We start from the raw sequence: 13,922 nt of genomic DNA, 5'->3' as shown, positions 1-13,922 counted from the left end.
GGGCTCGATAGACCTTTCCCGGGGCTACCCCTCTCCCCCGCCCTCCCCCGCAAGGGGGGAGGGAGCGCACCGTCGCTGCGGCCGGCAGGACTGCCTCGCAATGCCGCCCGGTGCGCCCCACACCAGACACCCGCCCCCTCACGAAGGTGTGACGCCACGTAACAACGCGCGCAGCCATCCCGAACTGCCCTCGTGACCTCCTTCACGAGTGCCCGATGCTCGAACTTGTCTTCGCCGTTCTTGCCGGCATCCTGACCATCGCCGCGCCCTGCACGCTGCCGATGCTGCCGATCCTGCTCGGTGCTTCGATCGGGCGGGCTGGGCACTTGCGGCCCGCGATGATCGCGCTCGGCTTCGTCGTATCGTTCTCGGCGACCGCGCTGCTGTTGGGTGCGATCACGCGGCTGTTCGACTTCGATCCGAACGTGCTGCGCGAGGCCGCGTCGATCCTGCTGCTCGGCTTCGGCCTGTTGATGCTGTGGCCGGCGCCGTTCGAATGGCTCTCGATCCGGCTCAACGGCTGGCTCGATCTCGGCAATTCCGGCGCCGTGCAGCGCGAGGGCGCGCTTGGCGGCCTTGTGCTCGGCACCACACTCGGCCTGGTCTGGACGCCCTGCGCCGGTCCCGTGCTCGGCTCGATCCTGACGCTGGTCGCGACGTCGAAGAACGCCAGCTGGGCCGGCGTGCTGTTGATTGCCTATGCCATCGGCGCAGCGATCCCGATGCTCGCGATCGCCTATGGCGGACAGGCTGCGACCACGCGGGTACGCAGCCTCGCGCGGATCTCGCCGCGGCTGCAGCAGGGCTTTGGTGTCGTCGTGATCGCCTTCGCGGTCGCGGCCTATTTCCAATACGACACGCTGATCGTGGCGTGGCTCACCGGATTCTATCCCACCGGCCAGATCGGCCTGTGATCATCCCTCATCTTCACCGGAGGACGCTTCCATGACTTTCAAACTGCTCGCCGTCTCCGCCGCACTGATCGGCATGGCCGTGACAGGCGCCGTCATCCCCGGCATCTGCGACGAGGCCGCGCGCGCCACCCCTGTCGTCACCGCTGCCGTAAGCCAGCAGGCTGCGCCCGACTTCACCGGCATCAACACCTGGTTCAACTCGAAACCGCTCAGCATCGCCGACCTCCGCGGCAAGGTCGTGCTGGTCGACTTCTGGACCTATGGCTGCGTCAACTGCGTCAACACGCTGCCGCACGTCACCGACCTCTATGCCAAGTACAAGGACAAGGGCCTCGTCGTGGTCGGCGTGCACACGCCGGAATTCCCGTTCGAGCGCTCCGCCGCCAATGTGCAGGCCGCGCTCAAGCGCCACGGCATCACCTATCCGGTGGCGCAGGACAATGATTCCAAGACCTGGAACGCCTACCAGAACCAGTATTGGCCGGCGCAATACATCATCGACCAGAACGGCAAGATCGTGTTCCAGCACGAGGGCGAGGGCCGCTACGACGAGATCGACCGCACCGTGGCAAAGCTGCTGAACGCCAGCAGCTGAGGCCGGCTCGCCGCTGCCGCCGTTGTTGCTTGACTCCACGGACCCGTCCGTGGAGTTTCCCGAGCGACGGAATCAGCGCCCGCAATGGACGACGCGACCACCAGCCCCGACATTCGCCTTCGCGAAGGCGCCTCGATCGCGCAGCGGCTGGTCATGTCCGGCTTTGCGGCCGCAGTGGCGCTGTGCTTCACGCCGGGCCTGTTCACGCACGACACTTTGGAGGTGATCGTCTCGGTGGCCGCGCTCCTCGTGGGAACTGCGTTCGTGGTCGGCATCATGCTGGCGCCTGCGGTGGTGTGGATCATCACGCCGAACGAGATCCTGATCGGGCAACAGCGGCCGTTCGGAAAACTCCGGACCAGGATCGTCGCGAAGGACGACATCAGGGGATTACAGGTTCCCGGCAGCAAGCGGGCGAAGGCCCGTTTCCAGCTGGCCTTCACGCTGGCCTCGGGGGAGCGCCTGACGTCCCCGCCGATCTCCGACGTCACGCATGTACGCGATACCGTGGCGCGGATCGCCGCGCAGTTCGATGTCCCCGACGTCGAGTCACCCGTCAATCCGCTCGATGCCAGCAATCCCGAGATGCGTCTCGGCGAGCCGCTCGAGGCGTTTTCCGCCCGGGACATAAGGATCGTCGCGCTGATCGCCGTCGCCTTGTCCGCCGTTCCCTACGCCTACAAGCTCTGGCGTGGATGGCCGCCCAGCCATGTCGACATCCTGCTGCTGCCGCTCGGCGCGATCGCCGCATTCGCGGTTTACCGATACGCCAACCTCGTGACCGGCGCGTTCTGGATCATCCGCGAGAGCGATATCCGCGTCGAACGCCTGTGGGGCGACGGCACGCCGCGCGCCGATCATATCGAGGGGCACGACGTGAAGACGATCACCGTCGACCGCCGCGGCCGATCCGAGGACGAGCACTGCATCGTCACGATCCGGTTGCGCTCAGGGCGACGCTTTCGCAGCCCACGAATCGGGTCCCGGATCGAGGCCCGCGCGGTGGGGACCGAAATCGTCCGGCGTCTCGGGATCGCGCCGGAGAACAACAAGATTTAGAGCGCGCTACGTCCACATCGTCATGGCCGAGCTCGTCCCGGCCATCCACGTCTTTACCCAGGGCACGAAGAACGTGGATGCCCGGGCCTTCGCCTCGCCGAAGCGGCTTCGGCCGCGCAGGCGGGACAAGCCAGGGCCTGACGGATGCAGATTTGACAGCCCGCCGCCCGGAGGATGGCGCCGGCACTGCTTTTCGCGCCATCCCCTGTTTGTGGCATTGCCCGGCCTCGTCAAAAAACCAAAGCATTCTCGTGACATACCAGCCGGGCGCGCCATGAACTTGCCACGAAGCTGCCCCTGAGTTCAGATGGTCCGAATGATTTACGCTGTGGCAGCGGGGAGAGCTTGAAATGACGGATTATCGTCGCCTGACCGGGGCGTTCATCGCGGCGCTGGGACTGGTCCTGACCACCTCATACGCCTCCGCCCAGCAGCCTGACCGCGGCGACGAGCCGGGCCTGGTCGCCGACGACGCCTACCAGCTCGAGCCGGAATGGCAGAAGCAGGTGGTCTACTTCCGCACCACCGAAACGCCGGGCACCATCATCATCTCGACCGCCGAGCGCCACCTCTACCTGGTGCAGCCGGGCGGGCGCGCGATCCGTTACGGCATCGGCGTCGGCCGCGACGGCTTCCAGTGGCAGGGGCTGGTGAACATCACCAACAAGAAGGAATGGCCGGACTGGACGCCGCCGCCGGAGATGATCCAGCGACAGCCCTATCTGCCGCGCTTCATGGCCGGCGGTCCCGGCAATCCACTCGGTGCCCGCGCCATGTATCTCGGCACCACCGTCTACCGCATCCACGGCACCAACCGTCCTGATACGATCGGCACCAAGGTATCCTCGGGCTGCTTCCGTCTCGTCAACCATGACGTCGCCGATCTCTACGATCGCGTCCCGGTTGGCACCAAGGTGGTCATCCGACAGAAGCCCGAAATCTGATCTTCCTCGCCTTAGCGAATAGTCCTTTTCCCGATTATTTCGAGAGAGCAACATGATGCGCACTTTTCGAGGCGGCCTGCTGATCGGGCTCGCCGTTGCCGTACTGGTCGGCGCCCTGGCGGTGATCTATGAGTTCTACGATACCCGCACCCTGAAGCGCACCGTTCGCCGCGGCGAGGTGCTGTGCGGCGTCAACAAGGGCCTGCCGGGCTTCTCGATCCCCGATGACAAGGGCAACTGGACCGGATTCGACGTCGATTTCTGTCGCGCGGTGGCAGCCGCCATCTTCAACGATCCCGGCAAGGCCAAGTTCGTTCCACTCGACGCCAGCGAGCGCTTCAAGGAATTGCAGAGCCGCAAGGTGGACATCCTCTCGCGCAACTCGACCTGGAGCATGGCGCGCGAGCTCGACTACGACCTCTATTTCCCGGCGGTGGCCTATTACGACGGCGCCGGCTTCATGCTGCCGCGTTCACGCAACAAGGAGACTTCGCTGGACCTGACCGGCAGCAAGGTCTGCGTGCAGGCTGGCACGACGACGCTGCTCAACGTCGCCGACTACTTCCGTGCCAACAACATGAAGTATGAAGAGGTGAAGTTCGACAAGCTGGATGACGTGGTGAAGGCCTACGACTCCGGCAAGTGCGACACGCTGAGCGCCGACGTCTCGCAGCTCTACGCGCTGCGGCTCAATCTCTCCAAGCCCGGCGACCATATGATCCTGCCGGACATGATCTCAAAGGAGCCGCTCGCGCCCGTGGTGCGCCAGCGCGACGACGACTGGATGATGATCGTGAAGTGGACGCTCTACGCGATGATCAACGCCGAAGAGCTCGGCGTGAGCTCGGAGAACATCGACGAGGCGCTGAAGTCGAAGAAGCCGGAAGTGATGCGCCTGGTCGGCACCGAGGGCAATTACGGCGAGCAGCTCGGCCTCACCAAGGACTGGGTCGTCCGCATCATCCGTAACGTCGGCAATTACGGCGAGATGTACGAGCGCAACATCGGCGAGAAGTCCAAGCTGAAGATCCCGCGCGGCATGAACCAGCTATGGAATGCCGGCGGCGTGCAGTACGCGCCGCCGATGCGGTAATAGACTTCGGTTGCAGCCACGCTCTCAATCGTCATGCCCGGGCTAGTCCCGGGCATCTACGTTTTTGAGGCACCGCAAGAATGTGGATGGCCGGGACTAGCCCGGCCATGACGGAGCTTGGGGCAGGCGCTCTCCACCCTCTCAACTGTCATCGCCCGGCTTGACCGGGCGATCCAGTATTCCGAGACGTCAATCGTATCCGGAGGGGCCGCGGCGTACTGGGTCGCCCGGTCAAGCCGGGCGACGACACCGCGTGTGAGGCGCGCCCTTCGCGCCTCTCCTCAACTCAGATCAATACCCGCGCGCCCTTGCCAGCTGCTCGGTGTGGTAATTGGCATCGCCGAACAGCTCCTCGCACACCCTGGCGCGCTTCATGAAGAAGCCGATGTCGAACTGGTCGGTCATGCCCATGCCGCCATGCATCTGCACGCCCTCCTGCACCGCGCGCGTGGCGGTGGTGCCGGCGCGGGCTTTTGCCACGGCGACGCTTGATGCGGCCTTGGCGACGTCGGCATCGAGTGCCTGGAGCGCCTTCATCGTGGCGGCGCGAGTGATCTCGATGTCGACATAGAGCTCGGCGGCACGGTGCTGCAGCGCCTGGAATTCGCCGATCAGCTTGCCGAACTGCTTTCTGTTCTTGAGGTACTCGACGGTGCGGTTGAAGACTTCTTCGCTCAAGCCCACCATTTCGGCGGCGACCGCGCCGCGGCCGATGTCGAGCACGCCGTCGAGCAGCGCTGCACCCTGATCGACCTCGCCGAGCACGCTATCGGCGTTGACCTCGACATTGGCAAGCTCGATCCGTGCCGCGTTGTGCGCATCGACCATGATGGTGCGCTCGATCGCAACGCCCTTGGCCTTGGGATTGACCAGGAACAGCGTCAGCCCTTCACGCTCGCCGGCGGCGCCAGCGGTACGCGCCGCGACGATGAAGAGGTCCGCGACGTGGCCGTCGACGACCAGCGCCTTGGCGCCGGAGAGCTTGAAGCCGTTACCGGCGCGCACCGCCTGGAGGCTGGTCTGAAGCGGGCGATGCTTGGCACCTTCGTCGATCGCGAGCGTCGCGAGCAGCGAGCCGTTGGAAATTTTCGGCAAGAATTCCGACTTCTGCGCGGCATTGCCGCCGCGATTCAGGGCCGAGGCCGCGACCACGCTGGTGGCGAGGAACGGCGACGGCATCAAGGTGCGGCCGATCTCTTCCATCACCACACCGGCTTCCATGAAGCCGAGACCGCTGCCGCCGAACTCTTCCGGCACCAGGAGGCCGGCAAAGCCCATCTCGGCGAAGGAATGCCACAGCTCCTTGGAGAAGCCGGTCGGGTCCTTGTTGTCGCGTAGGGATCGCAGGTGCGACACCGGCGCCTTGTCGCTGATCAGCCCGCGCGCTGAGTCGCGGAGCATCGATTGTTCTTCGGTGAGGACGAGGGCCATGTGCGTGTTTCCGATTCGAAAATCTACTTTTTGTTCGTCATTCCGGGATGGCCCGTAGGGCCAGGCCCGGAATCCATAACCACGATCGGGAGTATGGATTCCGGGCTCGCGCTTCCGCCTTCGCTCTTCGAGCTTCGGCGGACAAGTCGCGCGCCCCGGAATGACGGGCGGGTGGTGAGAGCGTGCTCACGCCCCCGGCAAATCCAGGATGCGCTTGGCGACGATGCCGAGCATCACCTCCGTCGTGCCGCCCTCGATCGAATTGGCCTTGGTGCGCAGCCAGGCGCGCGGGCGGGCGCCCTGCCTGGAGCGCTCGCTCTCCCATTCCAGCGCGTTGACGCCGCCGGCCGACATCAGGATCTCGTGGCGGCGCTTGTTGAGCTCGGTGCCGTAATATTTCATCGCGGACGAGAACGCCGGATGCGCCTGGCCGGCCTTGGCGAGATCGACCGCGCGTTCGGCGCAAGCGGCGAGCGCGGCCTCGTCGACGTCGAAGCTCGCGATCCGGCCGCGCAGCATGGAATCGTCGAGCTTGCCTTGTGCATCGGTGCCGACGGAATCCGCCGCGATCTGTCCGAGCGGCCGGCCGACGCCGCGCTCGCCCATGCCTGATATCATCGCGCGCTCATGCTGGAGCAGATATTTTGCGACGTCCCAACCGCGGTTGACCGTGCCGACCAATTGCGACTTCGGCACGCGAACACCGTCGAAGAAGGTTTCGCAGAACGGCGAATAGCCCGAGATCAGCAGGATCGGCTTGGTCGTCACGCCCTTCGAGGCCATGTCGAACAGGATGAAGCTGATGCCGTCGTGCTTCTTCGCCGTGGGATCGGTGCGCACCAGGCAGAAGATCCAGTCGGCATAGTTGGCATAGGACGTCCAGATCTTCGAGCCCGTGATGACGAAATCATCGCCGTCACTCTCGGCGCGGGTCTGGAGCGAGGCGAGATCGGAGCCGGCGTTCGGCTCGGAATAGCCCTGACACCAGCGGATCAGGCCCGCCGCGATGTCAGGCAGGTGCTCTTTCTTCTGCGCCTCGTTGCCGTATTTGAGCAGCGCCGGCCCCAGCATCCAGATGCCGAAGCTCGACAGCGGCGGACGCGCGCCCATCCTGGCCATCTCGGCGCGCAGCACCTTGTGCTCGGCAGCGCTGAGGCCACCGCCGCCATATTCCCTCGGCCAGTCAGGTACGGTCCAGCCCTTGTCGCGCATGCGCTCGAACCAGAGGCGCTGCGGCTCGGACGCGAATTTCGTATTGCGCCCGCCCCAGAACACGTCGCTGTCCGAGGTCACCGGCTTGCGCATCTCCGGCGGGCAGTTGGCTTCCAGCCAGGCGCGCGTCTCGCTGCGGAATTTCTCAAGATCGGCGGGTTCAGATTCACTCATGGTCGTTTCCATCAATCAAAAAGACTTATTGGGCGCGACTCTGAGCCATCGCACCGTGGAATTCAACCACTTCCGTGGCGCTGCATTCGGCTATAGTCGCCGCCACGGCGAGCTTGAAAACAAAGAGGAAATAACAATGCGCCTGAAACTCCTTTCGCCTGGCGAAATGAACGAGAGCCAGCGACAGACCTATGACGAGTCGATTGCCGGCAAGCGCGGCAAGCCGCCGGCGCCGATGATGGCCTGGCTCAACAGCCCCGACATGGCCCGTCACGCCACGCGACTCGGCGAAGTGCTGCGCTACGACACGATATTCCCTGCCAAGCTTTCGGAGATCGCGATCCTGGTGACGGCGCGGCACTGGACTGCGCATTACGAATGGTATGCGCATAAGCGCCTGGCGCTCCAGGGCGGCATGGATCCTGAGATCATCGACGCGATCCGCGATCGCCGCACGCCTGTCTTCGACGATCCCAAGGGCCAGATGATCTACGACGTCGCGAAGTCGCTGCATGAAGGCCATGGCGTCGAGAAGGGCCTCTACGATGCAGCGGTGAGGGCACTCAGCGAGCGCGGCGTGGTCGAGGTGATCGGGCTGTGCGGCTATTACACAATGGTGTCGATGACGCTGAACACGTTCGAGTTCGAGCTGCCCGAAGGAGAGGTGCCGGAGCTCACATAGTTTCGTATCCGGAAACGATGGGTTTCGGGATAGGCAGGTAGCACTGTCCCGGAGCCGGCCTTATCTGGAGTTGGTCAACGGAGCAGCACCATGTCGCAAAGCCCAGCCGTCAATGCCGGCACAAGGATCGGCCACGTTCACCTCAAGGTCGCCGATCTCGATCGTGCGCTCGGCTTCTATTGCGGCGTGCTCGGCTTCGAGCTGATGCAGCGCATGGGCTCGGGCGCGGCGTTCATCTCAGCCGGCGGCTATCATCACCACATCGGGCTCAACACCTGGGAGAGCAAGGGCGGCTCGCCGCCGCCGCCGGGCACGACGGGCCTCTTCCACACCGCGATCCTCTATCCGACGCGGCCGGCGCTGGCGGATGCGCTGCACCGCGTGCTCACGGCCGGCATTGCGCTCGACGGCGCCAGCGATCACGGCGTCAGCGAGGCGCTGTATCTGCGCGATCCCGACGAGAACGGGGTGGAGCTGTATTGGGACAAGCCGAAAGAGCAATGGCCGCTCGGGCCGGATGGCAAGCTGGCGATGTTCACGAAGCGGCTGGATGTCGAGGCGTTGCTGAAGCAGCGCGAGGCTTAAATACCGCTCTCTCCTCGTCATTGCGAGGAGCGAAGCGACGAATCAATCCAGAATCTTTCCGCAGTGGCAGCCTGGATTGCTTCGCTGCGCTCGCAATGACGGAGTGTGTTGAGGCGCCGTCGCGCCTCTATGCCGTTTTCGCTTTTGGCTTCCCCCGCACCATGATCAGCGCCGCAGCCGCCACCTCCAGCGCGATACAGAGATAGAACGGCAGCGTATAGCCGCCCGAGAGATCTCGCAGGAAGCCGACGACGCCCGGGCCGAACGCATAGGTCACCTGGTTGATCGCCGTATTCAGGCTGATCAGCACGCCGAACGAGGCGGATTCGAATTCCTGCTGCACGATCAGCGAGGGCAGCGTGATGAGATTGCCGACCGAGAAGCCGAACACCGCGCAGGCCGCGATCAGCACATAGTCGTTGTGGAGATTGATGACGACGCAAAGCGCCGCGGCCTGGCTGAGGAACGACAGTGCCGCGGCAAGCCGCTGGTTGAGGCGGTCGATCACCATCGAGAACAGCACCCGGCCGATCACCGCCATCGCGGTCAGCACCGCGACCGCCACGGCTGCGCGCTCGCGGCCAATCACGGGATCGAGGAACGAGATCAGGTGCACGATGAAGCCGACCTGCGCGAACAGCACCAGCGCAAAGGCAATCGTCACCGTGAGGAACCCGACGTCGCGCAGCGCCCATGCGCGGATCTCCGTCGACGATTGCGGCCTGGCCTTCGCCGTCGCGTGCCAGCCGTGAAGATCGGGCGGCCGGCCGACGAGAAGGAGGATCACCGGCAGCAGCAACACCAGCATGGCGCCGGCGGCCGCGTACATCGCGCTGGCGAAGCCGATGTGGCCGATCAGGGTCACCAGCAGCGGCACGCCGACGATGCCGCCAAAACTGGCGCCGTTCAGCGCAAGGCTGATCGCCATGCCGCGCTTCTGGTCGAACCACAGGCTGATCGTGTTGGTGATCATGGCGAGACTCGTGCCGGCCCAGCCGAAGGCGAGCACGGCGTCGGCGAGATAGAGCTGCCAGGGCTCGCGCACCGCGCCGATCGCAACCGCGGCCGCCGCCATCGCCAGCGTGCCGGCGATCAGGCAGAGCCGCGGGCCATATTTTCTGACGGCCTCGCCAACGAAGACGACGAGCAGCGCACCGAACAGATAGAAGAACGTCGTGCCCGAGGAGATCAGCGAGGCCGGCCAGCCCCGCGCGCGCTGGAGCTCGGCGACATAGACGCTCTGGCCGTAGAAACCGAGCCCCCAGCCGAAGGTCGCGAGCAGGAAGCAGACCGCGACGATGCGCCAGCCTTCGTAGCGGAGCGCGGATTCGTCGATTCGGGGCTGTTGAGGATTGTCGAGCATTTGCCGCCTACTCCGTCATGCCCGGGCTTGTCCCGGGCATCCACGTTCTTTCTTCGACGTCCCGAGACGTGGATGGCCGGGACAAGCCCGGCCATGACGCAGCATCTATTATCTCACCTCAGAAAATCACTTCGACCTGGATCGAACTATCAACGCTGCTGACAGCCTCCTGCCAACTCAGATCGCATCCGGGAATTCGCCCATCGCTGCGTCCAGCCGCGCCTTGCGGCGGCGGGCCCAGGACGCCAGCGAGAGCACGGCAAGGCCGAGCACCACCGGCGGGAATACCACTATGTTCACCGCGGACCAGCCGTAATTCGCCAGCAGCTGGCCGGAGGAGAACGAGCCGATCGCCATCATGCCGAACACCAGGAAATCGTTGAAGGCCTGCACCTTGTTGCGCTCCTGCGGACGGTGCGTCTCCAGCACCAGCGCGGAGGCGCCGATGAAGGAGAAATTCCAGCCGACACCGAGCACGATCAGCGTGGCCCAGAAATGCATCGCGGTGAGGCCGGAGAGGCCGATGCCGGCGGCCACGGCCTCCAGCAGCAGGCCCGCGGCGACGATCTTGGGCGCGCCGAAACGCGCAATCAGCGCGCCCGTGAAGAAGCTCGGCCCGTACATGGCGACGATGTGCCATTGAATGCCGAAATTGGAATCGCTGACACTGAGGCCGCACATCTTCATGGCGAGCGGCGCCGAGGTCATCACCAGATTCATCATGGGATAGGAGATGACGCCGCACAGCGCCGCCGCGATGAAGCGCGGCTGGGTCACGATCTCGAGCAGCGGCCGGCCGCCGTGCAGATCTGCCGGTGCCGGCTTCGGCATGTCGACGCCGGCGACGATGCCCATCGCGACCAGCGCGACGGCGGCCTGCACCAGGAAGCTGAAGGCGAACAGGTAGGGCGACCAGACATCCATGGTCCATTGCACGAGCTGCGGACCGAGCACGCCGGCGAACACGCCGCCGGCCATCACCCAGGACACAGCTTTCGGCCGGTAGGCCGCGCTCGCGCCGTCGGCGGCGGCGAAGCGATAGGATTGCGCCACCGCGCCGTAGAGCCCGCCGAGGAAGGTCGCGACGCAAAACAGTGCGAACGACGCATGCAAAATCGCGAACGAGCCGCACAAACCGGTGAGCGTGCCCAGACCCGTGCCGACGATGAAGGCCGCGCGGCGGCCGAAGCGGCGCGAGATCGCACCGGTCGGCAGCGTGCCGGCGGCGAGCCCCAGCACATACATCGAGATCGGCACCGTCGCGAACGACATGTCGGGCGCGAGCGTCGCGCCGACGATCGAGCCGGTGGCGAAGATCACGGCCGAGTTGGCGCCGGTCAGCGCCTGCGCCGCGGCAAGGCGCACCACATTGGCACGCACGCGGGCGTCGGCAGCGATTTCGTGGGCTGTAGTCACGTCTAACATCGGCATTTCCGCCCCAAGGGGCTCACAAGAGCCTTGTTGATTCCCGGCACTATGGAGGGGCGTGGGAGGGCGGGCAACCGGCGCAAACGGGCGCAGGCCATGCCTCTGACGCAATCGGGCGGATGATACCGGCCCGCGCTATTGACGGCTTGCGCTCGATCAAATCCGATCCGCCGCGATCCTTGGGAGTTTCGTTCATGTCTGTCGACGACCGGCCCACGCTCAGCGCTCCCGACGACGATCCCTGGCTCTGGCTGGAGGAGATCGAAGGCAAGCAGGCGCTCGATTTCGTCGCGCGGCAGAATCAACTGACGCTCGCCGCGTTCGGGGGCGCAGCCTTCGAGCGCGACCGCGATGTCCTCGCGGCGATCTACGATCGTCCCGACAACATCCCCTATGTCAGCCGGCGCGGCAGCGATCTACACAATCTCTGGAAGGATGCCGCCAACCCGCGCGGCCTGTGGCGGCAAACCACGCTGGCGGAATTTCGCAAACCGCATCCGGCGTGGGAGATCATGCTGGACATCGACCAGCTCGCGGCGAGCGAAGGCGAGGACTGGCTGCTGAGCGGGATCGCCACGATGCCGGGGCGCTCGCGGGCAATTCTGAGCCTGTCGCGCGGCGGCAGCGACGCCGTCACCTTGCGGGAATTCGACCTCGACACGAAAAGCTTCGTCGCGGACGGTTTTGTGCTGCCGGAAGCCAAGGGCGGCGTGGACTGGATCGATGCCGATACGCTGCTGCTGTCGAGCGCCCATGGCGAGGGCATGGCGACTGCTTCCGGATATTCGCGGACCGTTCGCGTGTGGCGGCGCGGCCAGCCTGTCGATCAGGCGCAAACGATCCTCGAGACCACGGCCGATCACATGGCGATGTCAGGCATGGCCGACGACACGGGACCGGCGCCTCGGGTCTGGATCGTCGACCAGATCGACTTCTTCAATCACGACATCTGGCTGCGCGATGCGGCTGGCACGACGACGAAGCTCGATCTGCCGACCGGCATCTGGATGCAGGCGCATGGCGACTGGTTCGCGATGAAGCTGCGCAAGGACTGGCAGGTCGAGGGGCGGACCTACGCCACCGACACCGTGCTCGGCATCTCGCTCTCGGCATTCCTCGCCGGCAGCCGCGATTTCATCGTCCTGTTCGAACCCGGGCCGCGGCAGGCCCTGCAAGGTCTGTTCTGGGCGGCGGGAAAGTTGGTGCTGTCGATCCTCGACGAGCTGCAGCCGCGCTTCGAGATCTTCACACCATCCGCCGGCGACTGGAGCCGCGAGACGCTTCCCGGCCTCCCGCAAATCGGCGTCGTCGACATCTGGCCGCTCGATCGCCATCCGTCCGAGAGCAATGGCGACCTGCTCGCCAATGTGCAGGATCCGCTGACGCCGCCGTCGCTGCTGTTGCTGGGGCGCGGCGTCGCAAGCCCGATCGTGCTGAAGCAGGCGCCGAAGACGTTCACCGCCGACGGCCTCGTGGTCACACAGCACGAGGCGATCTCGATTGACGGCGAGCGCATTCCCTATGTGCAGACGGGTCCGGCCGGCGAGACCGGCGATGCGCCGGTCTATATGAGCGCCTATGGCGGCTTCGCCCATGCGGTGAAGCCGTACTACAACCCCTCGCTCGGCAAGCTGTGGCTCGAGCGCGGCGGCACCATCGTGCAGGCGAATTTGCGTGGCGGCGGCGAGTTCGGCACCCGCTGGCACGACGCTGGCCGGCTCGCCGGCAAGAAACTCTCGCACGATGATTTCGCGGCCGTGGCCGCCGATCTCGTGCGACGCGGCGTGACGAAGCCAAAGCGGATCGCGGCGCAAGGCGGGTCCAACGGCGGCATCCTCATCACCAACATGCTGGTGCGCTACCCCGAGCGCTTCGGCGCGCTGTTCTGCACCATCCCGCTGATCGACATGCGCCGATACACAAAGCTGCTCGCGGGCGCGAGCTGGATCGCGGAATATGGCGACCCTGATAAGCCCGAAGAGTGGGAGTGGCTGAAGACCTATTCGGCCTATCACAATTTGAAAGCCGGCCAGTCCTATCCGCCGATCCTGATCGCCACCACGCGCCGCGACGACCGCGTTCATCCCGGCCACGCGCGCAAGATGGCCGCAAAGCTGCAGGCGATGGGCTACGAGGCCTGGTTCTACGAGCCGGAAGCGGGCGGCCACGGCTACGGCAAGGACAACAAGGAGCGCGCCGGCTTCGAGGTGATCGGCTTCCGGTTCTTGAAGGACAGGATCGGGTGGAAGGACGGGGAGGCGTAGTCGCGCTCTCCCCCCGCGGACTTTGATCGCGTCACACCGTGAGGCGGCCACTGCTCTCTCATTCCCTCCCCCCTTGCGGGGGAGGGGCAGGGAGAGGGGGCCACCCGGGGACTCTCTCGATTTGCGCGCGCGGATCTGCTACGACCACCTCGCCGGCGATCTCGGCGTGCAGATGCTC

12 protein-coding genes are annotated in these 13,922 nt (G+C 65.3%); 8 read left to right on the top strand and 4 right to left on the bottom strand.

What is annotated here, in order from left to right; genetic code table 11:
* Positions 1–215: 215 nt before the first annotated feature.
* The 5 genes from IVB46_RS10420 to IVB46_RS10400 all read left to right on the top strand — a co-directional run bounded on the left by IVB46_RS10420 (position 216) and on the right by IVB46_RS10400 (position 4,605).
* A complete protein-coding gene (locus IVB46_RS10420) occupies positions 216–914 on the top strand; it encodes a cytochrome c biogenesis CcdA family protein (RefSeq protein ID WP_085403979.1) in 699 nt (232 codons plus the stop codon).
* 31 nt (positions 915–945) lie between these two features.
* Positions 946–1,509 carry a thioredoxin family protein gene (locus IVB46_RS10415; RefSeq protein ID WP_247312877.1) on the top strand — a complete coding sequence of 188 codons (564 nt, stop codon included), beginning with the start codon at positions 946–948 and terminating at the stop codon, positions 1,507–1,509.
* An 84-nt stretch (positions 1,510–1,593) separates the two neighbouring features.
* A complete protein-coding gene (locus IVB46_RS10410) occupies positions 1,594–2,568 on the top strand; it encodes a hypothetical protein (protein WP_247312880.1) in 975 nt (324 codons plus the stop codon).
* A gap of 350 nt (positions 2,569–2,918) precedes the next feature.
* A complete protein-coding gene (locus tag IVB46_RS10405; RefSeq protein WP_247342699.1) occupies positions 2,919–3,512 on the top strand; it encodes a L,D-transpeptidase in 594 nt (197 codons plus the stop codon).
* A gap of 55 nt (positions 3,513–3,567) precedes the next feature.
* Positions 3,568–4,605: an amino acid ABC transporter substrate-binding protein gene (locus tag IVB46_RS10400; protein WP_063985936.1), complete on the top strand. Its 1,038-nt coding sequence runs from the start codon at positions 3,568–3,570 to the stop codon at positions 4,603–4,605.
* Between the two features lie 291 nt (positions 4,606–4,896).
* Here the strand turns inward: IVB46_RS10400 and IVB46_RS10395 are convergent, their stop codons facing one another.
* Both IVB46_RS10395 and IVB46_RS10390 read right to left on the bottom strand, forming a co-directional pair.
* Positions 4,897–6,036, bottom strand: coding sequence for an acyl-CoA dehydrogenase family protein (locus IVB46_RS10395; RefSeq protein ID WP_063979956.1), 1,140 nt, complete (start codon positions 6,034–6,036; stop codon positions 4,897–4,899).
* A gap of 186 nt (positions 6,037–6,222) precedes the next feature.
* On the bottom strand, positions 6,223–7,422 hold the full coding sequence (locus tag IVB46_RS10390; protein ID WP_247312883.1) for an acyl-CoA dehydrogenase family protein: 1,200 nt from the start codon (positions 7,420–7,422) through the stop codon (positions 6,223–6,225).
* Positions 7,423–7,558: 136 nt separating this feature from the next.
* Here IVB46_RS10390 and IVB46_RS10385 point away from each other — a divergent pair, with 136 nt between their 5' ends.
* Entirely contained in the window at positions 7,559–8,104 is a 546-nt protein-coding gene (locus IVB46_RS10385; protein WP_247313197.1) for a carboxymuconolactone decarboxylase family protein, read from the top strand.
* Positions 8,105–8,194: 90 nt separating this feature from the next.
* A complete protein-coding gene (locus IVB46_RS10380; RefSeq protein ID WP_166347996.1) occupies positions 8,195–8,689 on the top strand; it encodes a VOC family protein in 495 nt (164 codons plus the stop codon).
* Positions 8,690–8,816: 127 nt separating this feature from the next.
* Here IVB46_RS10380 and IVB46_RS10375 read toward each other — a convergent pair whose 3' ends face one another.
* Both IVB46_RS10375 and IVB46_RS10370 read right to left on the bottom strand, forming a co-directional pair.
* On the bottom strand, positions 8,817–10,052 hold the full coding sequence (locus IVB46_RS10375; RefSeq protein ID WP_247312885.1) for an MFS transporter: 1,236 nt from the start codon (positions 10,050–10,052) through the stop codon (positions 8,817–8,819).
* Positions 10,053–10,229: 177 nt separating this feature from the next.
* On the bottom strand, positions 10,230–11,477 hold the full coding sequence (locus IVB46_RS10370; protein WP_247312888.1) for an MFS transporter: 1,248 nt from the start codon (positions 11,475–11,477) through the stop codon (positions 10,230–10,232).
* Between the two features lie 197 nt (positions 11,478–11,674).
* Here IVB46_RS10370 and IVB46_RS10365 point away from each other — a divergent pair, with 197 nt between their 5' ends.
* Positions 11,675–13,744, top strand: a complete 2,070-nt coding sequence (locus IVB46_RS10365; RefSeq protein ID WP_247312891.1) for a prolyl oligopeptidase family serine peptidase — start codon at positions 11,675–11,677, stop codon at positions 13,742–13,744.
* Positions 13,745–13,922 lie beyond the last annotated feature (178 nt).

This window comes from Bradyrhizobium sp. 61, from assembly GCF_023073075.1.
GTDB classification, from domain to species: domain Bacteria; phylum Pseudomonadota; class Alphaproteobacteria; order Rhizobiales; family Xanthobacteraceae; genus Bradyrhizobium; species Bradyrhizobium barranii.
The sequence above is the reverse complement of the archived record's forward strand: the minus strand, read 5'-3'. Positions and strand labels throughout refer to the sequence as shown.